The 22,167-nt window shown below is 58.1% G+C and carries 21 protein-coding genes and 2 tRNA genes; 21 read left to right on the top strand and 2 right to left on the bottom strand.

All coding sequences use genetic code 11. The features are described from left to right. Positions 1-398: 398 nt before the first annotated feature. Positions 399-1,790, top strand: coding sequence for a cellulase family glycosylhydrolase (locus tag HIJ39_RS14595; RefSeq protein ID WP_169100977.1), 1,392 nt, complete (start codon positions 399-401; stop codon positions 1,788-1,790). A 136-nt stretch (positions 1,791-1,926) separates the two neighbouring features. Here HIJ39_RS14595 and HIJ39_RS14600 read toward each other — a convergent pair. Then, positions 1,927-2,011, bottom strand: a tRNA-Leu gene (locus HIJ39_RS14600). 3 nt (positions 2,012-2,014) lie between these two features. Continuing rightward, positions 2,015-2,101 (bottom strand) — tRNA-Leu (locus tag HIJ39_RS14605). Positions 2,102-2,258: 157 nt separating this feature from the next. On the opposite strand from HIJ39_RS14605, the gene HIJ39_RS14610 reads away from it, so the two are divergent. The 20 genes from HIJ39_RS14610 (at position 2,259) to HIJ39_RS14705 (ending at position 21,977) form a co-directional block, all read left to right on the top strand. Continuing rightward, positions 2,259-2,660 carry a cytochrome c maturation protein CcmE domain-containing protein gene (locus HIJ39_RS14610; protein ID WP_169100979.1) on the top strand — a complete coding sequence of 134 codons (402 nt, stop codon included), beginning with the start codon at positions 2,259-2,261 and terminating at the stop codon, positions 2,658-2,660. Continuing rightward, a complete protein-coding gene (locus HIJ39_RS14615) occupies positions 2,657-4,684 on the top strand; it encodes a heme lyase CcmF/NrfE family subunit (RefSeq protein ID WP_243239721.1) in 2,028 nt (675 codons plus the stop codon). Before HIJ39_RS14610 ends, HIJ39_RS14615 begins: the two co-directional genes overlap by 4 nt. After that, a complete protein-coding gene (locus HIJ39_RS14620; RefSeq protein WP_169100981.1) occupies positions 4,681-4,926 on the top strand; it encodes a hypothetical protein in 246 nt (81 codons plus the stop codon). The genes HIJ39_RS14615 and HIJ39_RS14620 overlap by 4 nt, the downstream gene beginning before the upstream one ends. After that, positions 4,923-5,744, top strand: coding sequence for a hypothetical protein (locus HIJ39_RS14625; protein WP_169100983.1), 822 nt, complete (start codon positions 4,923-4,925; stop codon positions 5,742-5,744). The genes HIJ39_RS14620 and HIJ39_RS14625 overlap by 4 nt, the downstream gene beginning before the upstream one ends. Continuing rightward, the gene (locus tag HIJ39_RS14630; protein ID WP_169100984.1) at positions 5,737-6,447 is read left to right on the top strand and encodes an ATP-binding cassette domain-containing protein; all 711 of its coding nucleotides are present in this window, start codon (positions 5,737-5,739) and stop codon (positions 6,445-6,447) included. The genes HIJ39_RS14625 and HIJ39_RS14630 overlap by 8 nt, the downstream gene beginning before the upstream one ends. Next, complete coding sequence (locus HIJ39_RS14635) at positions 6,440-7,090, top strand: heme exporter protein CcmB (protein WP_169100986.1); 651 nt, start codon at positions 6,440-6,442, stop codon at positions 7,088-7,090. Before HIJ39_RS14630 ends, HIJ39_RS14635 begins: the two co-directional genes overlap by 8 nt. Positions 7,091-7,092: 2 nt before the next feature. Beyond that, complete coding sequence (gene ccsA / locus HIJ39_RS14640; RefSeq protein WP_338055186.1) at positions 7,093-7,782, top strand: cytochrome c biogenesis protein CcsA; 690 nt, start codon at positions 7,093-7,095, stop codon at positions 7,780-7,782. A gap of 11 nt (positions 7,783-7,793) precedes the next feature. Then, on the top strand, positions 7,794-7,991 hold the full coding sequence (locus tag HIJ39_RS14645) for a CcmD family protein (protein WP_169100988.1): 198 nt from the start codon (positions 7,794-7,796) through the stop codon (positions 7,989-7,991). A 218-nt stretch (positions 7,992-8,209) separates the two neighbouring features. Continuing rightward, complete coding sequence (locus tag HIJ39_RS14650) at positions 8,210-8,602, top strand: cobalamin-dependent protein (RefSeq protein ID WP_169100990.1); 393 nt, start codon at positions 8,210-8,212, stop codon at positions 8,600-8,602. Beyond that, complete coding sequence (gene meaB / locus HIJ39_RS14655; RefSeq protein WP_169100992.1) at positions 8,595-9,557, top strand: methylmalonyl Co-A mutase-associated GTPase MeaB; 963 nt, start codon at positions 8,595-8,597, stop codon at positions 9,555-9,557. The genes HIJ39_RS14650 and meaB overlap by 8 nt, the downstream gene beginning before the upstream one ends. Next, on the top strand, positions 9,547-10,710 hold the full coding sequence (locus HIJ39_RS14660; RefSeq protein WP_169100994.1) for an acyl-CoA dehydrogenase family protein: 1,164 nt from the start codon (positions 9,547-9,549) through the stop codon (positions 10,708-10,710). The genes meaB and HIJ39_RS14660 overlap by 11 nt, the downstream gene beginning before the upstream one ends. Before the next feature lie 11 nt (positions 10,711-10,721). Next, entirely contained in the window at positions 10,722-11,480 is a 759-nt protein-coding gene (gene dapB / locus HIJ39_RS14665; RefSeq protein ID WP_243239722.1) for a 4-hydroxy-tetrahydrodipicolinate reductase, read from the top strand. A gap of 208 nt (positions 11,481-11,688) precedes the next feature. Further along, entirely contained in the window at positions 11,689-12,462 is a 774-nt protein-coding gene (locus tag HIJ39_RS14670; RefSeq protein ID WP_169100998.1) for a GNAT family N-acetyltransferase, read from the top strand. 52 nt (positions 12,463-12,514) lie between these two features. After that, positions 12,515-14,614 carry a S9 family peptidase gene (locus tag HIJ39_RS14675; protein WP_169101000.1) on the top strand — a complete coding sequence of 700 codons (2,100 nt, stop codon included), beginning with the start codon at positions 12,515-12,517 and terminating at the stop codon, positions 14,612-14,614. Positions 14,615-15,031: 417 nt separating this feature from the next. Beyond that, a complete protein-coding gene (locus HIJ39_RS14680; protein WP_169101002.1) occupies positions 15,032-15,913 on the top strand; it encodes a nitrilase-related carbon-nitrogen hydrolase in 882 nt (293 codons plus the stop codon). Positions 15,914-16,025: 112 nt separating this feature from the next. Beyond that, complete coding sequence (locus HIJ39_RS14685; RefSeq protein ID WP_169101004.1) at positions 16,026-17,129, top strand: C45 family autoproteolytic acyltransferase/hydrolase; 1,104 nt, start codon at positions 16,026-16,028, stop codon at positions 17,127-17,129. 20 nt (positions 17,130-17,149) lie between these two features. Beyond that, positions 17,150-18,421, top strand: coding sequence for a M20 family metallopeptidase (locus HIJ39_RS14690; RefSeq protein ID WP_169101005.1), 1,272 nt, complete (start codon positions 17,150-17,152; stop codon positions 18,419-18,421). Positions 18,422-18,436: 15 nt separating this feature from the next. Next, a complete protein-coding gene (locus tag HIJ39_RS14695) occupies positions 18,437-18,649 on the top strand; it encodes a DUF3311 domain-containing protein (protein WP_169101006.1) in 213 nt (70 codons plus the stop codon). A 2-nt stretch (positions 18,650-18,651) separates the two neighbouring features. Beyond that, complete coding sequence (locus HIJ39_RS14700) at positions 18,652-20,115, top strand: sodium:solute symporter family protein (RefSeq protein ID WP_169101008.1); 1,464 nt, start codon at positions 18,652-18,654, stop codon at positions 20,113-20,115. A 257-nt stretch (positions 20,116-20,372) separates the two neighbouring features. After that, complete coding sequence (locus HIJ39_RS14705; protein WP_169101010.1) at positions 20,373-21,977, top strand: amidohydrolase; 1,605 nt, start codon at positions 20,373-20,375, stop codon at positions 21,975-21,977. Positions 21,978-22,167: the final 190 nt, after the last annotated feature.

Below are 22,167 nucleotides of genomic sequence, written 5' to 3' on the forward strand. Positions count from 1 at the left end.
GACCACCGCTACATGTGTTGTAGTTGCGTCAGTTCAGGCCCTAAATACGGTACAACAAATCTTTTTTCAAGGGAGAGAACCGGGTCAATAGTTGGGGTGGACTTCTGAGGAGTTGCTGATTTTGAACGCGATCGCCGACTGCGAAAAGGCCACATCTCCGTGTCCCCCCTCCGTAAGTCCGTTGTAGTATGGGTGGTCAGAAGGAGGCTTATACCGAAATTTGGGAGATTCGGCTTTCATACCACCACATTCACTTCGCCAGCGGTTTGCCCCGACCGGCTGTTCCTCCTCTGATGTCTCTGTACGGCCGGAATTTCTTCGAGAGCAACCTCAAAAATGGTACACCGGATACTTAGGGGGAATAAATTGTGGAAAGACATGGAAAAGGATGAGGGCCAGTGACGGAAGGTTATGTTCACGTCAAGCGTGGAGCAGACGGGACCTATTTAGTTGATGCCTGCGAACGCCGACTCTTTCTGCGCGGTGTGAACGTCAACGGCCTTATCCACTATGCCGACGACTATCAGGAACAGGTGGAACTCGGGGAAGACGACTTCGATGAGATGGCCGCTCTCGGGTTCAATCTGGTGCGCCTTCCGATCAGCTGGAGCCGGCTTGCGCCCAATCCCGGAGAGTTCAACCATCACTACATGGATGAGATACTCCGGGTCATCTACTGGGCCAAGGCACGGCAGATTTACGTCTTGGTTGACTTCCATCAAGATAATTATTCGCGGTCTCTTGCGCCCACGCGCGAGAGCGATGGGGCGCCGCAATGGGCGACCCAAACGGATTGGACATACAATTGGAAAATGAGCGGCAACCCGGCCGTGGAGACGGCCTTCACCCACTTTTGGAAGAATCGCCCGGTTCATGGAAGGGGCCTTCAGGATCACTACCTCCACACGTTGCAGCGTGTCGCCAGCGCACTTTGCCATGAGCCCTGGCTATTGGCGTATGATCTCTTGAACGAGCCCGAACCTGGCTGGGTGCTGCCGGGATATTTTGAGTCTCGCTACCTATTCCCGTTTTACAGCCGGGCTATCCAGGCCATGCGCCGCCACGACCCGAACCACTGCTTCGTGTTTGAACCCTCTGTCATTCGTGATGCGACCAATGTGGCTATCCAATGTTCGCGGCCCTTTTCGTCCGATTCCAATCTTATATACAGTCCTCATGTCTATACCGAAACGGCGTCTCCGCCGTTTCGTCCGGTTGGCAATTGGTTGAAGCCCTGTTTATGGGGTTGCTACGCGGCGGCTGCGTTGGAAGCGAGAGGATTTGGCACGCCCTGGGTGATAGGGGAGTTTGGTGTCTCCCCCTCTGAACGGGGCGACAACTGGATTCGCAATCAAATTCACCTGCAGCATCAATTTGGGGTTGGGGCAGCATTTTGGGTTTGGAAGCAACGTCCAGGATTTTATGGCTGGGGGGTTGTCGAGAGCGACGGAGAACTGCGCACCAGCACTCGGCGGGCCGAGTTGCTGGCAGAACCGCGGGCGGTGGCACTGCCGGGGAAATCCCATCGGGTCCATTATGATGAAGAGCGGCGCGCGCTTGTTGTCTCGGGGACGATGAACCGGTCTCATGACGCGCCTGCACTTCTCTATGCTTCAGGCTTCGCTTATTCCCGAGAGCCGCAGGTTAGAGTGCAAACAACCGAGGGCACGCATACGGCCTTGACGCATCTCACGGAGGTCGTATATTCGAGAAAGCCGACCATACGTGGTTGGCGCATTGAGGTCGATCTCGCATCCGTTCGTGGTCCATACCGGATTGTCATCACCTGACCGGGATTCAAGGGGGCGTTTCCACAACGGATCGACCAGTGGCTTCTCTAAGCCATGGTTGACGGCGAGATGTGACACACACAAAAAAACCGGACTCCCAAATGGAATCCAGTCATGCACCCTGCTATAGGTGTTATGGTGCCGGGAGGGGGACTCGAACCCCCACGAGTTGCCTCATACGCCCCTCAAACGTACGCGTCTGCCAGTTCCGCCATCCCGACGAATGGTGCCGAAGGTGGGACTTGAACCCACACGAGCTGATGCTCACAGCGCCCTGAACACTGCGTGTCTGCCTATTCCACCACTTCGGCGGCTTGGAATTGCACAGCTTATTATATCAGCCTTCGGGACTCAATTCAAGAGTTGGGATAGCTTTTCCTTCAGCGGTGTTTCAGTTTGTCGATGGATATTTTGCCCAGCCCGCGGACAAGACTACCCTTATGACGGTCGAGAGCCTGGAGGGTATCCGTGTCGAAAAAATTACGATTGCAAATCGGCGCGATGTTTGTGGTCGGCGCGCTTGCCTATATGGTGCTTCAAGGTGCTCATAACTTTTCGAGTTATTTTGTGACGGTGAAGACATACCGTGCCGAGAGTGCCAAATTTGGCCAACAGACGGTGCGAGTGCAGGGCACGCTCCTGTCCAAGACGGTGCATTACAACCCGCATACGGCCACTTTGCGCTTCAGCCTCGTTTCCGGCGGTGCCACTTTACCCGTGCTGTATCGCGGAGCCATGCCGAATGAGCAATTTCATAACGCCGGCGCCATCGCCAAGGGACACATGGGACGCGATGGTGTTTTTGATGCGACGAAGCTCGAAATTCAATGCCCGGACCACTACGCACCGGCGAAGGGAGGGCGCTCATGAGCATGCCCATGTTGGGCCGCTTGGCCCTGCTGCTGGCGTTTGGCACCGCGATGTATGCGGTGGTGGTGGGAAACCGTCTCCATCCCGTCCGAATGCGGGAAAGCGTCCGGGGCGCTGCCGTAGCTTCCGCTTTGAGCATGACGGCCGCCGTGTTGGTGTTGGAGTACTGCATTCTCACCGGCGACTATCAGGTTCAAGCGGTCTATAACCATAGCGATCGAGCCTTGCCGTTCATGTATAAGATCGGGGTGCTGTGGGGCGGCGATTCGGGATCGGTGCTGTTTTGGGGATGGATTCTCTCGCTCTATACGGCGTATATTGCTTTTTTTGGGTGGAAGCGCGAGACTCGCATGACCCCCATGGTGGTCCCGCTGCTGGCAGCGGGGACGGTGTTCTTTTCCGGGATGTCCAATGTGGTGGTCGACCCATTTCGCCTGGTGGCGGGACATCCAACCAATGGCGCGGGTCTAGATCCCTTGTTGGAGAACGCCGTCATGACCATTCATCCCCCTGCCATGTACACGGGGCTGATTGGGATGTCCGTGCCGGCCGCCTATGTGGTGTCAGCCATTTGGGGACGGGTGCCATGGCGAACCTGGGTGCCCGTCGTACGGCGCTGGATGCTGTTTTCGTGGATGCTTTTGGGCGTGGCCCTCATCTTGGGCGGCTTATGGGCCTACATGGAGCTCGGCTGGGGAGGATATTGGGAATGGGATCCGGTCGAAAACGCCGCGTTGTTGCCATGGCTGACGGCAACCGCTTTCTTGCATGCGCTGCAACTGGAAGAAAAGCGCGGCGTGTTTCGCCTGTGGACGGCAGGGCTCGGGGCCGCCACCTTTCTTTTAACCCTGGTGGCCACCTATATCACCCGGAGCGGGGTCTTGAAGAATTCCGTCCACTCCTTCACGGGAACTGGGGTCGGACCCTATTTTGTGGCCTGGTTTTGGATAGCGGCGGGGTTCATGGCCGTGGTTTTTTGGCGCCGCCGGGACATGTTTCAGGATCGATTGACGGTCGACGGGTCATTTTCCAAAGAAACCGTCTACCTTCTCATCGACATCAGCTTTTCCGTCTTGGCCCTGGTTGTGCTCGGGGGCACTTTCTATCCGGTCATTTCGAAGGCGTTTTTAGGCCAGACCATCGTACTCAACGCATCGTTCTTTAACGCCATGACCCGCCCCTTCTTCTTATTAATCATGGTGCTGATGGGGGCGGCGCCGGTCATGGGGTGGCGGCGGGCGCGGATGGATTCCGTGGCCGTGCGGCTCCGCATACCATGGATGGCCGCTTTGGCTGTGGCTCTTTTCACCGTCCTGCATGGGTATCGGAGTCCTTGGGCAATCGGGGGGATGGGTATCGCCGCGTTCGCAACCACCTCCATGCTGCAGGAATTCGGGCGGGCGGCGTGGATTCAACGTCAATCCCGCGGAGGAACGGTGGCCGCCGCGCTTTTGCGAGCGATTGGCACAAACCGCCGTCGTTTCGGGGGATATCTCGCGCATCTGGCCTTCTTGTTGGTGGTGTTTGGCGTGATCGGGTCTCACACCAATGCGATGGCCGCCACCGAAACGGTGTCGCCGGGCGAGCGGTTTGTCATGGATGGGTTTCATCTTCGCTATCAAGGGTTCACCAATACGGTCCACGCAGGCTATGTCACCACCTCGGCGCGGCTTCGGGTTCGTTACGGCGGTCACACCTGGACGGCGGATCCCGGTCTTTCATTCTTTCCCGGAACGGCTCAGCCGGTTGCCAACATTAGCATCCATCCGGGCTGGATGCATGACCTGTATGTGGTTCTTGAGGGGAGTCCCGGGGGGCAAACGGCGCTTCTGGAGGTGATGATTAACCCCATGGTGAGTTGGATTTGGGTCGGCATGCTGGTTTTGGCAGCCGGCACAATGTTGGCCATGTCTGCGCCGGGCGGGCGGGATGCCACCTGGATACGGCCGTCCGAAGTCGATGGGCTCTGGCGGCCATTGGCGGAGCCACGGGTGTTGACAACTGAAGGGCGGGATCGGTCGTGAGCGTGACGTCAATATTGGGGCTACTGTTAATCCTGGCCGTGGTGTCGTTGGTACTGCTGCCGTTGTTTCACCATGAATCCGATATGGTGATGAGCGAGGGGGAGTCCTTCGAGGACGACACCTGGATTGAGACGTGGCTGGACCGCCATTTCTGCGGCGAATGTGGCGCGCCTCGGGAGGCGATGGAGTTCTTGTGCGCTCAGTGCGGCGCCCCATTAAGACCGGAAGGGGACACGCTATGAGGCGCTGGTTGATGGGGATCGCGGTTATGGGCGGGCTGCTGGGGTTGAGTCCCATGGCCCACGCCGAGACCACGCCGAGTGGCCCCATTCTCATGGAGATGGTGGTGCTCATCCCCCATGGCCATCGTCTGGCCATTTTTCAGCAGATGGTGCTCAAAAGCCGGACTCCGGCGGACATAGGGCTTCTTCCCGGTCATGGCGGAATTGAGATCATTGGCGGAAAACGCCTCACGTCGGCGAACCGAACGGTCGAAGTGGTGCCCCAGGGGCGGCACCTGGCGCTTCGCTACAGTGTGCCTTGGAATGGTCAGTCCATTAGTTTAAGCATATTCAACCCCTCGGAAGTCCGCGCGCTGTTGCTGCTCACCCCTCCTCGGGTGGGACTTCCCCCGATTTTGAATCCAGCCCTGCAATCGCTCGGCCAAGGACGCCTTCCAGGCGTCCCCAACAGTCCCGTCTTTCAAGAATATGGCACCACCGCCGTACATGCCGGCCAGAGCCTAACGCTGGTGCTGGAGCGAAATCATGGGGCATCGACGGATGCCCTTTATACCGGGTCGGGCAACTATCCGTGGGCAGGCCGGTTGGCCGAGTGGGGACTTGGGATTTTGGCGCTCGGCGGGCTATGGCTTGCGCTCAATTGGCGCCGCGTTCCGAGACATGCGGCGTCAGGCGATATGCGGTTTCGCATGCTCGCTGAGCTGGCTGCAATACGGTCCGCCTTTCGGCGGGGCGAAATCTCCGAGGAGGGATACCAGACCCAACGCTCGGAAATCGTTCGGCTATTGAAAGATTCCCAAGGGGCATCCGATGTCTGAGGGCGTGTTGAAGGCGGAAAAGCTGGTACGCGTGGCCGGCCGATTGCCGGTCTTAAATGGGGTGGACCTGGAGCTTTCCCCAGGGCGGGTCTTGGCTCTCATGGGCCCAAACGGGGCCGGCAAGTCCACGTTGCTCTACGTATTGGCGGGACTCTGGAGCTACTCCTCCGGGCAATTGTGGCGTTTTGGCGAACTTCTGCCGACGGACAACCGCCCGGATCCCCGGGTTGCCTTATTGGCACACCAGAGCTTTCTCTACAGCCATTTGACCTTAGAGGAGAATCTCCTGCTTTATGGCCGGCTCTATGGGGTCGACCGAGCCCGTGCCCGCGCCCGTTGGGCCACCGAGCGGGTCGGACTTCAGTGGGCATATCATGAGCGTTTGCGCACATTTTCCCGCGGAATGCGGCAGCGGGCGGCCCTAGCGCGCGTCCTCATGCAAGATGCCCGCCTCTGGCTCTTGGACGAGCCGAGTTCGGGACTGGATCGCGAGGGACGGGCAATATTGGCCGCGCTCATCGCGGAAGCCCGGGAGGACGGCGTGGCCATACTCATGACCACTCACGTTCTCAGCGAGGCGCTCCGATCGGCTGAGGCTCTGGCCATTTTGAAGGCAGGCCGGTTCGTGTGGTGGAGTGCGAACTCCGAGGAATGGGATGCCGCTCAGGCCCGTCTTCTTGGCGTGGGGGACGGCCATGCGTAAATTTGCGCTGGTGTTGGGCAAAGATCTGCTCTTGGAGGCACGCCAGAGGGACTTGTGGCTGGTCATGCTGGGATTTGCGGTGCTGGAGATTTTTCTTGCCGCTTTTTCTGTCGGCGGGCAGCTCCATCAGGTGGCCCCCGGAATTTTATGGATGGCCTTCCTATATGCGGGCATGCTAAGCGTAGGCCACGGGTTCGCGCGCGAGATGGACGACAACACCCTCGGGGGACTGGCGCTCGCCCCAGGCGGACGCTGGCCGGTGCTTTGGGCGAAGCTTACGGCCGCATTCTTGGCGCTGATGGGGATGCAGATGTTGGTGGCGCCGCTCTTTTTGGCGGTCTTTGGTCTGGGGTTGGGCCGCATGTCGGCGAGCTTCGTGGGGGTATTGGCGCTGGCTTCTTGGGGGGTGGCGACGGTGGGCACCATGATGGCGATTATGGGGATTCATCTCCAAGGGCGGGACGCAGCCATGCCGGTGCTGTTGATTCCGCTCTTGGTGCCGATCGTCATCATGGCTGTGAAAGCCACCAGTCTCACTTGGCAGCATCGCCCGGCCATCTTTTGGATTCGCGGCTTGGCAGCCGTGGACGTGGTGTTTATGGCCTTGCCGCTGCTCGCCTTCGAATACTTGTGGGAGGGATAGTGGTGCGTGTAAGACAATGGCGCGACCGATGGGTGTGGGTGCTGCTGCCACTCATGGGCGTGGCTCTCTATCTCAACTTTGTGGGAACTCCTGACGACCGGATTTTGGGCGCAAGCCAGCGCATCTTCTATGTGCACATGGGCACCGCCACCACCGCAGGCCTGGCGTTTACGGTGACCGCGGCCTGCAGCATTCTCTATTTAGTCACCAAGAACTTGGCCTTCGACGTGGTGGCAGCCGCCTCGGCGGAAATCGGCACAGTGTTCACCACCATGCTCTTGGTCACCGGGGTGCTATGGGGACGGGCGGCCTGGGGAGTATGGTGGACCTGGGACCCGCGGCTCACGGCAACCGTCATTCTCTGGGTGCTGTTCCTCGCCTATCTGCTGGTGCGCGGGTGGACGGAGTCGGTTGAGCCGCGCGCGCGGCTCTCGGCGGTGTTGGCGTTGGCGGCCTATGTGGACGTGCCGATTGACTACATGACCATACGCTGGTGGAAGTCGATCCATCCGGTGGTGATTACCAGTCATGGGATTCAGATGGCCCCAGTCATGGTGTTGGCCATGTTCGTATCCATGGCCGCCATGCTTGCGTTGTATGGGGCCTGGATGCAGCTTCGAGTGCGTCTGGGTCGGGTGGAGTCCGGGCTGGATGTGCTGAAGCAACGGCTTAGAAGCCGGATGGAAGAATAGCGGGAGGAGCGATGAGCGCGGTGGAACGGATGTACTTGCAGTTCCTGTTCTTTGCCTATAGTGCCGTGTGGGTGGTGATGTTCGGGTTTTTGTACCGCATGTTGCGACGGACTCGGCAATTGGAAGAAGAGTTGGCCATGCTGAAAGAGGCCTACGGTCCAGAATCCAAGACGCCGCTGGATCCCGGCTTCGATGGTCCAAGCATGTAAATGCGTCCGGGGTCGTGGTATGCTGTCTTTTGGATTGATGATGAGGACAGCGGGGTGAGACCGGGTGTCACATCGAGTAGCCGTCGCCAAACCGGAGGGCGATGTCCGCCGGTTTTACTCCCTATTCCGTTCGTGAGCGTGCCCATGGGGTACGCTTTTGCTCTGTCTGGGCACGCTTTGTAGGCCCAGCGATATGATGTTAGTGGGAGGGACTCATTGTGATTCGTGTGCTGGTCGCCAAACCTGGGCTGGACGGGCACGATCGCGGGGCCAAGGTGATTGCCCGGGCGCTCCGCGACGCCGGCATGGAGGTTGTGTATACCGGATTGCATCAGACGCCGGAACAAATTGTGGATGCCGCTTTGCAAGAAGATGTGGATGTGTTGGCCTTGTCCATTTTGTCTGGCGCTCATCCCACCCTGGTTCCGCGCATTATGGAACTGGTCAAGGAGAATCAGTTGGACGACCTGTTGGTATTGTTGGGCGGCATTATTCCCGACGACGACGTAGAGGCTATGCTGGAGGCGGGGGTGGCGCGCGTGTTTGGTCCGGGCACCGACACAAAGGAGATTGTCGACTACATTCGGGAACGAGTGCCGGAGCATGCATGATCAGGAGCTGTTGGAGCGCATTCGCCGCCGCGAAAAGCGGGCCATTGCCCGAGGGCTGACGTGGATTGAACGCGATCAGGAAGAGGGTCGGCGCCTGGTCCGGTCCCTGTTCCCGCTGGCGGGGCAAGCCCACATTGTCGGCATCACCGGGGCTCCCGGAGTTGGCAAGTCCACGCTGGTAAACGCATTGACGATGGCGCTTCGGAAGCGGGGACTCACGGTTGGCATTTTGGCGGTCGATCCGTCCAGCCCGTTTTCGGGCGGGGCCATTTTGGGGGACCGCATTCGCATGCAAGAGTCGGTAATGGATCCCGGCGTGTTTATGCGAAGCCTCGCCAGTCGGGGCCACTTGGGAGGATTGTCGCGCGCCACCTTTGGCGCCGTTACACTGCTGGATGCGGCCGGATTTGACGTGGTGTTGATTGAAACCGTGGGGGCTGGCCAATCGGAAGTGGAAATCATGCAGTTGGCCCAATCCACGATGGTGGTGTTGGCTCCCGGACTCGGGGATGATATCCAAGCGATTAAGGCCGGGATATTGGAAATCGGGCAAATTTTTGTGGTCAACAAAGCCGATCGGGAGGGGGCGGATCATACCGCCCGAGCCATTCGCGGTATGTTGACGCTCTCCCTGGAGCACCCCGACTGGTTTCCGCCCATCGTCAAAACAGTGGCGGAAGGCGCGCAGGGACTGGATGAGTTGATTGCAGCCATGACCTCCCATCGGAGTTATTTGGCGGCGTCCGGGAAGCTCGCCTCCATCCGCGAAGGTCAGACCGCTCACATGTTGGCCTTGGCCCTGGAGGATCTGGTGGCGAAGGCGGTGGCCGGTGCGCGCCAGACCGATGAATGGAATCAGCTCCTCCAACGGGTGTCCTCGGGCGATGAAGATGCGGTCGAGGCCGCGTGGGGAATTTTGGAGCGCATGGTGAGGGGGCGCCATCATGGGGCTTAGCATTTTGAGCCCGGAGGATAATGCCATTCGCGATGCGATTCGCGACCTCGTGAATCGGGAGATTCTGCCGCGATCGCAAGCGTTTGATCGTCAGGAAATCTATCCCCGGGCCAATCTTGAACTTCTCGGCCAGCAGGGCTATTTGGGCATGATTGTGGATCCCGAGTATGGAGGTGCGGGGGCCAGTTATTTGGCCCAGACGTTGGTTGTCGAGGCGATCGCCGAGGCCGATCCCGCCACCGCCGTCATCTACGAGGTGCACAACTCCCTTCATATCGAGGCTATTTGGCGTTTCGGCAACGAGGAGCAAAAGCGGCGGTGGCTTCCATCGCTCTGCCGCGGGGAGGCGATTGGCGCCTTCGCCCTCTCAGAAGCCGAGGCTGGCTCGAATGCGGCGGCGCTGGCGACGCGAGCCGTGCCGGTGGAGGGCGGCTATCGCCTGACCGGCCGCAAGATGTTTATCACCAGCGGAGGTGAGGCGGAGCGATATCTCCTCTTCGCGACGGTAGACCCGGCACTAAAGTCGCAGGGCATCACCGCCTTCGTGGTCGAAAAGGGGATGGACGGTCTTTCGTTTGGCCGCCCTTTGGACAAAATGGGGATTCGGGCCTCCCGCACTACCGAGGTGATTCTGGACGAGGTGTTTGTGCCGACCGAGAATCGCCTCGGCGGCGAGGGCGAAGGCTATGGCATGGCGCTCTTCTTGCTGGACGGGGGCCGCATCGGCATCGCCGCCCAGGGACTCGGCATTATGGCGGCAGCCTTAAGCCGATCGCTCAGCTATGCGCGCGAGCGGCAGCAATTTGGCCACCCTATTGGCAGGTTTGAGGGAGTGCAATGGCGTCTCGCCAATATGGCCACCGATTTGCATGCGGCGCGTCTCATGACTTATGAGGCGGCCCGGCACCGCGAGGATGGACCGGCCCAGCGGCCGCTCTTCGCCATGGCGAAACTCTTCGCCTCCGAGCACGCGGTGCGCCACGCGGAGGATGCCATACAAATTTTTGGCGGCTACGGCTATATGACTGAATATGGGGTTGAGCGGTTGCTGCGCGATGCCAAAATCACGGAGATTTACGAAGGCACCTCGGAAATCATGCGTTGGGTAATTGCGTCGCACCTATTAAAGGACTACGACTTAGACAACATTTAAGAGGGATGACGATGAAAATCCCGGTGGTGGTGGCGGGAGTCACCGGAAAGACGGGCAGTGCCGTAGGACGGGGGATTTGGGCTGCTCCGGATATGGATTTGATTGCGGGATTGTCTCAGCAGCACGCAGGACAAGACCTCGGCGCGCTCTGGGGTGAACCGGGCATGACGCTCCCGCTAGTGCCTCATGTGGCGGATGTGGAGGCCGATTATGCCGTGCTGGTGGATTTCACCGAGCCGGAATCGGCCTTCGTCCGCCTCAGTGAAGCGATTGAGCGCGGATGGGATATCGTGGTCGGCACCACCGGATTCTCGGCCGAACATCGCCAGGCGCTGGCGCACCATGTGAGCGAGCGCGGGGTCGGAGCGGCCGTGATTGCCAATTTCTCGCTGGGGGCGTGGGTGGCCGAGCGTTTGGCCCGTGAAGCCAGCCGCTATTTTGAGGCTGTGGAAGTGATTGAGGGCCATCACGCCACCAAAAAGGATCGTCCCTCCGGCACGGCGCGCGTCATGGCGCAGATACTGGGGGAAACGTTGAAACGGCCGGCGGACTCTATTCCCGTGCACTCCATCCGTTTGCCGGGCATGGTGGCTCATCAGGCGGTCATCTTTGGATCGCAGGGCCAGATGATTACCATTCGCCATGATGTCCATGACCGCACTGCCTACGTGGATGGTGTCCTGGCGGCCGTGCGCCGGGTCCACCAACTGGGGGGCCGGCTGGTTAGTGATTTGGGGGAGATTTTGGACCCTCCTGCTGATCCTTTGTAATCCGTTCCCGGGCCAGTTGGCGAAACCGCTCACGATATGAAACGGGCGGCTCGTGCAAAGTCTGAAAGAGTTGACTTTTCAAGGCGTCAAGACCGGGTCGTGCATTCTCTACTAAGGGTTTTTTACGGGGCATAGCGCACCTCCTGAGGCTACTGTGCAACAAGCGGCGGCAACTTATGCGAGGTATGGGTGCGGGAAAGGATGGATCGTGATTCAACAAGCATTGCGGGAAGTTGCCGAGCGTTGGGTCTGGTTTCCGCCGACCTGGAAGATTATTCGGGAACCCGACTTCACCTTGACATTGAACAGCCAGGACATCAACGACAATGTGGTCTACAGTTCAGGGACAAGCCACCCGGAACAGCTTGTCGAGCGCGTTGAGCAACTCATTCGGGAGCAAGGCCGCCAGCAGTTAAAGTGGTGGGTGTCCACGGCCACGCGAGAGCCTCAGCGCATGCACGCGGTTTTATCCCGTTGCGGCTATCAATCCCATGACATTGTCGAAGTGCTCGCCTGGTCGCTGGAGGACTCGTCCTTGCCTTGGCCTACCTTGCCGCTTACGAACGTGGGCCGGCCCAACTCGGCCGATGATGTCAAAGATGCCGTCACGCTGTTGAGTCAGGTATTCGATGCCCGCGGCCCGTCGTCGGATGAGCTCAAACGGGCGGTGGCGGAATGGCGTCGTGATCCCCATGAGGTCAGTGGGTATTACGTGGCGCGCAATCACCAATGTGAGATTGTGGGGGCCGCCGGTTTGACCCTGGACCAATGGGTGGGAAAGCTGTGGGGCTCGGCCGTCCATCCCGAGTGGCGCCATCAGGGGTTGTATCGCCAGCTCGTGAAATTACGGGCTCAGGCCGCCTTGCAACATGGCGCCAAATACTGCTTGGTTAAGGCGAGAATCGGCACCTCGGCACCAATTCTTTTGCAAGCAGGATTTCAGCAGTTGGCCACGGAAATTTGCTATCATCGGCGGTTGTGATATAGAGGCCGGTTGCGCTGTTGGAGAAGATGGGATAGAGGAGTGGATTCGGTTGACAGAGTCGATTCGCTATGAGGATATCGCGGCATTTCCCAAGCCCGGAGGCCGTATTCCCACCCAGTTTCAATTTTCGGAGGACGGACGCCGGGTCTACTATTTGTATCCGGAGAACGGGGACGAGCTTAGTTTATGGGTGTTTGATTCTGAGACAGGAGACTCGCGGCTGGTCGCCGAAGCCCCGCGGGAGAAGGCCCAAGACACCTTTGAAGAAGAGATGCGGCGCCAACGAGCGCGCTTTGCCTGGTCCGGCATTGGCCGTTATCAGTGGAGCGGCGGGCGTCTCTTGATTCCCTGGCACGGCAAGCTTTATAGCATGACGGGAGAGTCGGGATCGCTGACTTTGGTGCCCAACGGCGAGGGGCTTTTGGATCCTCGTCTGACCCACAACGGGCGGTGGATTGTGGGCGTGCTGGACGGCAATCTTGTCAAGGTCAATCCGGAGACCGGCCACACGGAACGCATCACCTCTGAGGGAGGCACCGGTCTTACCTATGGCTTAGCTGAATATGCAGCCCAGGAAGAGCTGGATCGGAGCCGCGGCTATTGGATTAGCGAGGATGACCGCTACATAGCCTTCACGGAGGTGGAGGAGCAACATATTCCGGTGTATCCCATCGTTCATCAGGCGGCCGATCCCGTGTGGGTGGAAGAGCACCGCTATCCCTTTGTCGGTCAAGACAACGCCAAGGTGCGGCTTGGCGTGCGCCCACTGGATGGCGATGGCCCCATCCAGTGGTTGAACTGGGGCGAGGGCGAGCGGTATTTGGTGGATGTGTTGTGGTCGCCTGGGGGGGAGCTGCTGGTGCTCACCATTGCCCGCGACCATCAGCATTTAGCCTGGGATCGGTATGATGCGGAGGGCAATCGGCTCGGGCGTGCCTATGAGGAGACATCTGAACGGTGGATTAACCGGCCGGGACTTAGTGTGGCATTGGCCGATGGGGGCCTCGTGACTACCAGTGAGCGTGAGGGCCTAAGACGGGTACTGGTCATCTCTGCGGACGGCCACTTCAAGACGCTGGAAAATCCATCGGATGAAGCCGTCATCAATATTTTGGCCTGCAACGCCGAGACCAAGACGGTTTATGTATCCCTCACGCGCCGACGCGCCTTGGAGCGAACCTTGGCGCAGGTTAACTGGGAGAGCGGATATTGGGAAGAACTTACCCCGGAACCTGGTTGGTACGCTGCGGCCGCCGACAGCCAAGGACGGGCGTTTGTCACCATCCATTCTGATTTCGACTCGGCACCGGAGACCCAGTGGCTCTCGGAGGGGAAGCAAGCGGTCATCCGGGACAATCCGGTCTCCCGCACGTCGCTGGAGTTGGCCGAGCCCACCTTGTTTGAGGTCAAAGCGAGCGACGGCACCATCTTGAATGGTCTTGCCTACGTTCCCGAGGGAACGCCGCCAACCGGAGGTTGGCCGTTGGTGGTGAGCGTGTACGGCGGTCCGCACGCCCAGATGGTTGTCCACGAGTGGAGTGAGACCGTGGATCTGCAGGCTCAATATCTGCAGCAGCATGGATACCTGGTGATCAAGGTGGACTCGCGCGGCAGTTTCAATCGCGGCCCCGACTTTGAGAGCGTGCTGTTCCGACGGTTTGGAGAGACGGAGCTGGAAGACCAAATTGCCGGCGTGGAGGAAGCAGCGCGTCGTTGGCCGGTGAACCGCGAGCGGATGGGCATTTACGGCTGGAGCTATGGCGGATACATGACGCTTCGGGCTCTGTTGATGGCACCCGAGGTATTTAAGGTGGGCGTATCCGGCGCACCGGTGACGGATTTTCGCTGGTACGACACCGCCTACACGGAACGGTATCTGGGTACCGACGAAAACAACCATGAGGGCTATGAGAGCACTAGTCTTTTGAATAAGGCGGATCGGCTGCAAGGAAAATTGCTGTTGATTCATGGCATGGTGGATGAAAATGTGCATTTCCGCCATTCTGCCGCCATGATTCAGGCGTTCATTGATGCCGGAAAGGACTTCGATCTCATCGTCCTTCCGAATTCACGCCATATGGTGCAAGGGGCATCCAATAGCTTGTATCGCGTGCGCCGGACACTGGAGTACTTTTTGAAGAATCTCTAGCATCCGACTCGATTAGGGTGGGGGACGGCAACAAGTGGACGGCCGTCCCTTATTCCTGGTCGCGCCAAGATAACCCCCGCAATACGCGTGGATAATTGCGGTTCTGGTGCGCTATGTCCCGGCAGGGACTACCAAGTGCAATCGAGATAATCTTGGCGGCGTTTACTGGCCTTCCCAAACTCCAATTCGCTATATGAGCCCCGACATTGGCATGGTTAGTCAGAATGTAACAAAAATATGAGTATTTTTGGACGATCGGTATAAAGGAAACACAGTGGTGGATCGCCAAATTGCCAACTATTGCCTCTTTACCCCAATGTTTTCCTGGACACAACGGACACCGGCTGTCGTAATCAGGCTACGGTCCGAGCATTTTCGCAGGAAACGGTCTTTTGCAGGTGACGGGAGGGAATAGTGATGGGCAGGATGACCCGAGTTGGACTGATTCAGGCGCATCATGACGTAGCGGGTGAACGGCCGCTGGCAGAGCATAAGAAGACCGCCACCGACAAGCACGTCGAGATGATTTTTCAGGCCAAAAAGCGCGGGGCCGAGGTTGTCTGCCTTCAGGAGTTGTTTTACGGTCCATACTTTTGTGCGGAACAGAATCCCCGATGGTACGACTTGGCGGAACCAATTCCGCATGGTCCAACCACCCAATTGATGCAGTCGCTGGCTAAGGAAACAGGCATGGCGCTGATTGTGCCCATGTACGAAGAGGTCATTACGGGTCTTTACTACAACACGGCAGCGGTGATCGACGCCGATGGCCGGTTTCTTGGGAAGTATCGAAAGGTTCACCTGCCACAGGTTCAGGCGGGTAAGAGCCCCCATACGGGATTCTGGGAGAAGTTTTACTTTCGCCCCGGTGACCTGGAATATCCGGTGTTTCGCACGCAGTTTGCGAACATCGGTGTCTACATCTGCTACGACCGTCATTTCCCCGAAGGGGCACGGGCGCTCGGCTTGAACGGCGCTGAAATCGTCTTCAATCCGTCAGCTACGGTGGCGGGTCTGTCGGAGTACCTCTGGAAGCTCGAGCAGCCGGCACACGCTGCCGCCAACGGCTACTTCGTGGGCGCCATCAACCGGATAGGCTGGGAGATGCCGTGGAACCTCGGTGAGTTTTACGGCCAGTCTTACCTGGTCGATCCGCGCGGCAATTTTGTAGGGACTGCCAGCCGAAGCGAAGATGAGGTGCTGGTTTGCGATGCGGACTTAGACATGGTGAGGGAAACGCGCAACACATGGCAGTTTTTCCGCGACCGAAGGCCAGAGACGTACACGGCATTGACGTGATAGACCTTTCGAGAACAAACCGGATGTCCCGAATCGGGGCCCACGTCCGTTAAGTACGCGCCCCATAAAATCGAAACGCTAAGGCAGATTTCTTTTCGAGGAGGGAGAATTTATGAACCTGCCATTACCGTTCATTCGCGTGAGCGGAGATTATGGCTCCATGGGTATCGCATATGGAAGCCAGGCGGCTCCGCTGATCGCGCGAAACGTTGAGAATTATATGCAGCGCTTTCGTGATATGGGACTGTCCGAAACAAAAATCATGTCATTGGGACAACAATACTGCCGAGCGGCTCAGGGCTACAGTCCCGATATCGTCGACATGCTGACTGGCGTTGCGGAGGGGGCCTCTGTTCCCATCGAGGAGATTTTCGCCCTTAATGCCCGGACCGAAATTCTCGGAGGGCGCGACACGGCAGAATGCACATCGATAGCAGTCCTGCCTCGGGTTACCGAAGATTCTCACGTTCTTATCGGACAAAACTGGGACTGGCACCCGGAGCAGGCGGAAGTCGCCGTGTTACTGGAAAGCATCGACTCGGAGGGCTTTCGGGTTTTGACGTTCACAGAAGCCGGTATGCTGGCCAAGGCTGGATTTAATTCGTCAGGAATTGGATTATGCGCGAATCTCCTATCGTCTGACCGCGACACGTGTGGCGAAGGTATTCCTTATCACATCCTGCTCCGAGGCGTGTTGCAGTCGCGGTCGATGGCGGATGCAATTCGCGCGACGGTGGACAACACACGGGTCAGCTCGGGGAATTTTCTCATTGCGGACCGAGCTGGGGAGGCTGTCGACATCGAGGCGGTGCCCGGAGACTTTGGGTATCTTCTTCCCACGGACGACATCCTCGTCCATTCCAACCACTTTCTTTCCTATGTGCCCGTCTTCGATCGGGAAAAGGCTCGTGCAGCGCTCACTATCCTTCGCCCCAGCAGGGCTCGGCATCTGCTCCACGATGCTGCCGTCCAAAAGCGCGTGACTATGAACAATTTAATCACCATTTTTCGGGACCATTACAGCTTTCCCAACGGGATTTGCCGTCATGTGGATGACCGCGATCCGGTCTCGGACAGGTATCTCACGGTTTACTCGGTTGTCATGGATCTCACGACTCTCGACTACTGGATTGCTGCAGGCCCACCCTGTGAATCGGTATATGTTCACGTCGATGCGCCCGTGCCCACAATGTCCGAAAAAGGGGTCTGGCATTGAAGACACCAAAGGGGGAGGCTATGGACTTGATCGAGGACGCCATTCGGGAGCAGGTTAACCTCTTGAGTGAGGAGGCAACGGCGCGGCTTGAGCAGCTGATACGCATTCCCACCGTAAACCCTCCCGGAGAGCATTACGAAGACTTTGTCGCCGCATTCGATTCGTGGCTTCGCGAATTAGGGTACGACACCCGTATTGTGAGAGTTCCGGAAGCTCTGCTTCCGATTCTCGCGCCGCATGCGGAGGGGCGATCCCGTCCCAGTGTTGTTGGGAGGATGGAGGGTCCGGCCGGTCCGGGCCTGCGCATTCATCTCAACGGTCACTACGATGTGGTCCCGGCCGGGGACGATTGGACGTGCGACCCGTTTGCCGGCGAGGTTCGGAATGGACGGATGTATGGTCGGGGTGCCGCCGATCAAAAGAGCGGCTTGGTTATGCAAGTGCTGGCGGTCGAGGCTCTACGGCGTGCCGGTGTTCGATGGCGGGGCACGATCACGCAGAGCGCCGTTCCCGACGAAGAAACCGTAGGAAATCGCAATGCGGGGACGGGCTTTTTGGTCGAAGAGGGTATCATCTCAAGGGATAATACCGATGCCGTGATTATCACGGAGCCCTTTGGCCCAGACGGGATTGGCGTTGGCCACAAGGGGGCGATTTGGGGGCGAGTAACCGTCTACGGACGGCAGGCTCATGGAAGTTCCCCTAAGCTGGGCGTCAATGCCGTTGAACTGCTGGCTTCAGCCCTCCATCGCTTTCAAAGTGAGTTGGTGCCAAAGCTTGGCGCTCGTCTGTCGCCCGTCGAAGTAACCCCGACCGAGTCGGTCGAATCTACGCTGTCATTCGACACCTTTCGCGGTGGTGTGGCCACGAACGTCATTCCTGCGCGGGCACAAGCTACGTTCAACCGGCGATTAGTGCCGGGAGAAACCGTCCTAGCCGCGCGTGCGGAATTGAGAGTCGTCTTAGAAGACATGGCCCGCGAGCATTCGCAATTTCGGTATGACTATGAGGAGTTTTACACTGTCGAGCCGATATTAGTCTCCCCTGATGAACAGCTACCCAGGGTCCTGGCCGACGTGCTTCGCCGGCAGGGACTTCAGCCAAGATTCCTCATTTCGGCCGGCAGTGATGATCAGAGGTTTGTGGTACATGGGGCTAACATTACTAACGCCGTCATTTACGGGCCGGGGCAAACCAGCCTGGCCCACCAATCTGATGAATATATCGATCTCGACAATCTCTTGAGGAGCACCCAAGTGCTGGCACTATCGCTATACCAGTTACTACGCTGAGAGGAGAGAGGCGCCATGTTCAAACGCCGTAAGTCCCTATGGCTTCTACTGGTTCCCTATGTTGTGTTCTTTGCTGTATTACCTTGGGCCAATCATGTAAAGCCCCGCATCGCCGGGTTTCCCTTCCTGACCTTTTGGATGTTTGTGGGGGTCGTTCTGACACCTGTCGCCATCTGGCTGGCGTCACTGGGCGATCCGGCACGGCGCCGCCACTGGAAGGGGGAGTAAGGATGCACTCGAATGCGGTCATTGCCGATGTGATATTCGGGATATTTATGGCATTTACCATCGTGCTCGGCCTGAGGGCTGTCAGGGGTCGTCAACTTGACTTAGGACAGTGGTCCGTTGGCGGTCGCAGTTTGGGCTCGGTTTTCGTTTGGGTGCTGATGGCGGGCGAGGTCTACACCAGTTTTAGCTATTTAGGCGCGGCCGGTTGGGGTTATCAGTATGGTGTACCCATCTTCTACGAATTCGCCTACCTCGGCTGCGGGTATGCCATTGGGTATTTTATCGCACCACTGTTTTGGAACTATGCCAATACCTACAATTTGGTCAGCACCTCCGAAATAGCCGAACATCGGTTTCAAAGCCCGTTTCTTGGAGCTCTGGTGGCCATACTCGCGACCATCTTTCTCCTGCCCTATATCCAGCTTGAGTTGACGGGGATGGGCGTGGTCGTAAGCACCATCAGCTATGGGACCGTCTCGTTGATTGTTGGCTACATCATTGCGTTCGTGGTCTCTGAGGGATTTGTCGTGATTAGCGGGCTACGGGGAAGCGCGTGGGTCAGCGTGCTTAAGGATGTGTTGGTGATTGGCACCATGATCGTGGTGGGGATCTATATTCCCTTCCATTTCTTTGGTGGTTACGGTGGCATGTTCACCCGGTTGATGGAGACCCATCGCTCGTGGTTGGTTCTGCCGGGACATGATTCCCACGGGTTGGGAATCTTGTGGTTCATCAGTACGGGGATTGTTAACTCGGTGGCCTTTAACGTCTTCCCCAGCGTAATGGCGGGGTTCTTCTCGGCCAAGAATCCACAGGTTTTGAGAACCAATGCCACCTTCCTGCCCTTCTACCAGTTGCTTCTCTTCGTTCCCATGCTGCTGGGCATGGCAGCTGTTCTGCTGGTCCCGCATTTGAGCAACAGCAACCTTGCCTTGTTTGCCATGGCGGACAAGGTGTTTCCGTCGTGGTTCGTGGGCTTGATGGGCGCGGCCGGGGCATTGTCTGCCATCGTTCCCATGGCGGTGTTTTCACTGGTGATAGGGACGATGTGGACCAAAAATGTATTTCGGGTGGCAAGCGAGCAGCGTCAGAAGGTGTGGGCACAGGTTGTCACCCTTGTGGCAGGCCTCGTGGCGCTGTTGATGTCTATTTTCACTGCCTCGACTCTGGTCCGGCTTTCAGTGATTTCTTATGAAGGCCTGGCACAATTGATCCCGGTGGTGTTGATCAGTCTGGTGTGGAAGGGAATGAACAAAGCCGGTGCGATATCCGGATTAGTGGTGGGTACGATCGCGGATGCAATTTTAGTCTTCAGCGGGCATGATCCCCTGTATGGAATAAACGCGGGACTAATCTCCGTGGTGCTGAATTTGATTGTAAACGTGGTTGTGAGCATGGCAAGCCGGAACGCGGCGGAACGTGAGAGGGCCGAAGAGGTTCTCGTCTCGGAACAGTTATCGCTGTAGGTTGGTGGCCTCCGGAGGCGGGCCGTCCTCACAGGCGGGTATTTGCGGACTGGATGGGCACCCTCTGTGACGTTTTTCCTAGCGCTTATCGGTCCTGTCATAGGGGTCTCGTTGCCGGGATCGGCTGCACCCCGCCTTCCGTCGTCTAACACCTGATGGACTTTGGGCAAGCCGGGTAGTTCTCGCGACGGTGAGAATCAGCGATGGCAGGACGGCCCATGAGTCCGCGAATTTTTTCCTTGCAAGGAGGACGAGATATGAACTCCCTATATTTCAATGGGCGCATTACCACGATGGATCCAGATCTACCTGAATGCGAAGCCTTTTGCGTACAGAATGGTCGCGTTACCTATGCTGGATCGGAACAAGGTGCGCGCGCAATGTTGGCGGGGATGCCATTCCGCGCCATCGATCTCAAGGGCCTGCGCGTTCTTCCGGGACTCATTGACGCGCACGCCCACTTGAGCGCGTTCAGTATTGAGTGGTCCAATCTGCGCCTAAAAGGACTGACATCGCTCGACGAGATTCTTGGGACCGTCCGTGAGAAGGCTGAAACGGTCCCTGAAGGCGAATGGATTCGGGGATCGGGTTATAACCACCTCACACTGAGGGAGCGTCGGCACCCGACTCGAGCCGATTTGGACCGCGTGGCCCCCCGTCACCCCGTGATGTTGACGCGCACATGCGGCCACATTGCTGCAGTGAACACCGAGGCACTGAAACGGGCCGGCGTGTCTCTCCACGAATCCGATCCAGAAGGAGGCCGGTTTGACCGGAATGCGGACGGCAGTTTGAACGGAGTCTTGTACGATCAAGCCATGAGTGCTGTGCAAACTGCGTCCGTCCCGGGAAAAGAGGAGTTGAAGCAGTGGATGGAGGAAGGCGCCCGCGTTTGGGCTAAAGCCGGAATTACTGCCGTGCACGACGCGGGCGGGATTCCTGGGTACTTCAAGGTCCTCGCAGAGGCGTTTCACGAGGGACGCATTCCCCAGCGGATTGATGCGATGGTCTGGAACGGCCTCGGTGTCGACCAGTTGTCGGAATTTCTCTCGTCGCACATTAGTACAGGCTTTCACCGTGGCGACTTTTATGTTGGAGCAGCCAAGATTATGATGGACGGCAGTTCCAGCGGGCCCACGGCCGCAACTCGGTCGCCCTATGCCATCGACCCAAGCTTCGATGGCATTCTTTACCGTAGCGCTGAGGAATTGAGGTATTGGGTAAAGGCCGCGGTCGATGAGGGGTTCCAAGTGACGGCCCATGCGGTCGGGGATCGGGCGGTCTCGATCGCGGCCGAGGTCATCGGGGAGCTGGGGCACCCGGACCGGAGGAATCGCATTGAGCATTGTGCCATGTGTCCCCCGGATGTCCGCAAGGTTTTGGTTCGGAATCAGATTACGCCGGTGGCGCAACCGGGCTTCCTGTACGAGTTTGGCGATGGCTATGTGGAGAGTTACGGATGGGACCGTGGGGCGCACATGTTTCCGTTGAAAAGCTGGCTGGACTCTGGATTGGCTGTTGCTGGCAGTTCCGACAGCCCCGTGACTGATTTTCGCCCCTTGTCGGGAATTGCGGCCGCCGTGACTCGGGAAACCGTAGGGGGTCAGATTCTGGCGGAAAGTGAACGCATTTCCATTCGCGAGGCCATCGGACTCTACACGGTGAATTCAGCACGGCTGGTTTTCGCCGAACACGAAATGGGGCGCATTGGCCCGGGATACCGCGGTAACTTTGTCGTATTGGGCGATGATATCTTGAAGTTGGCCAGCGGACCACAGATCCGCGACTGTCCTGTGTTGATGACCGTCATAAATGACAAGCCGGTTTGGCAAGACCCCAGTTACTTTGCCGTGGAACTGTGATCAGCGCGATAATATGTGACTAAGTCCCGCGGTTAAATGTCAAGATCCATTTTTCTCACGGGACAGCCGGGAAAAGCCAGGCTGAACTAACCGTCCAGAAAGGAGGTGGTAGGAAATGGCAAATCGGTTGTCGGTCCCCTTAGTGCGGCATCAGCTTCCTTTCGTCGTAAATTTGGCCTCGGGTCAGCAT

It is taken from the genome of Sulfobacillus harzensis, assembly GCF_012933365.1.
In the GTDB taxonomy this organism is placed as follows: Bacteria; Bacillota; Sulfobacillia; order Sulfobacillales; family Sulfobacillaceae; genus Sulfobacillus_B; species Sulfobacillus_B harzensis.

Coding starts and splice junctions, on each gene's coding strand:
- HIJ39_RS14695 (WP_169101006.1), top strand. CDS start 18,437: ATGTTCAAACGCCGTAAGTCCCTATGGCTTCTACTGGTTCCCTATGTT.
- HIJ39_RS14615 (WP_243239721.1), top strand. CDS start 2,657: ATGAGCATGCCCATGTTGGGCCGCTTGGCCCTGCTGCTGGCGTTTGGC.
- HIJ39_RS14700 (WP_169101008.1), top strand. CDS start 18,652: ATGCACTCGAATGCGGTCATTGCCGATGTGATATTCGGGATATTTATG.
- HIJ39_RS14645 (WP_169100988.1), top strand. CDS start 7,794: ATGAGCGCGGTGGAACGGATGTACTTGCAGTTCCTGTTCTTTGCCTAT.
- HIJ39_RS14625 (WP_169100983.1), top strand. CDS start 4,923: ATGAGGCGCTGGTTGATGGGGATCGCGGTTATGGGCGGGCTGCTGGGG.
- HIJ39_RS14635 (WP_169100986.1), top strand. CDS start 6,440: ATGCGTAAATTTGCGCTGGTGTTGGGCAAAGATCTGCTCTTGGAGGCA.
- HIJ39_RS14630 (WP_169100984.1), top strand. CDS start 5,737: ATGTCTGAGGGCGTGTTGAAGGCGGAAAAGCTGGTACGCGTGGCCGGC.
- HIJ39_RS14690 (WP_169101005.1), top strand. CDS start 17,150: ATGGACTTGATCGAGGACGCCATTCGGGAGCAGGTTAACCTCTTGAGT.
- HIJ39_RS14660 (WP_169100994.1), top strand. CDS start 9,547: ATGGGGCTTAGCATTTTGAGCCCGGAGGATAATGCCATTCGCGATGCG.
- HIJ39_RS14705 (WP_169101010.1), top strand. CDS start 20,373: ATGAACTCCCTATATTTCAATGGGCGCATTACCACGATGGATCCAGAT.
- HIJ39_RS14680 (WP_169101002.1), top strand. CDS start 15,032: ATGGGCAGGATGACCCGAGTTGGACTGATTCAGGCGCATCATGACGTA.
- HIJ39_RS14685 (WP_169101004.1), top strand. CDS start 16,026: ATGAACCTGCCATTACCGTTCATTCGCGTGAGCGGAGATTATGGCTCC.
- meaB (WP_169100992.1), top strand. CDS start 8,595: ATGCATGATCAGGAGCTGTTGGAGCGCATTCGCCGCCGCGAAAAGCGG.
- dapB (WP_243239722.1), top strand. CDS start 10,722: ATGAAAATCCCGGTGGTGGTGGCGGGAGTCACCGGAAAGACGGGCAGT.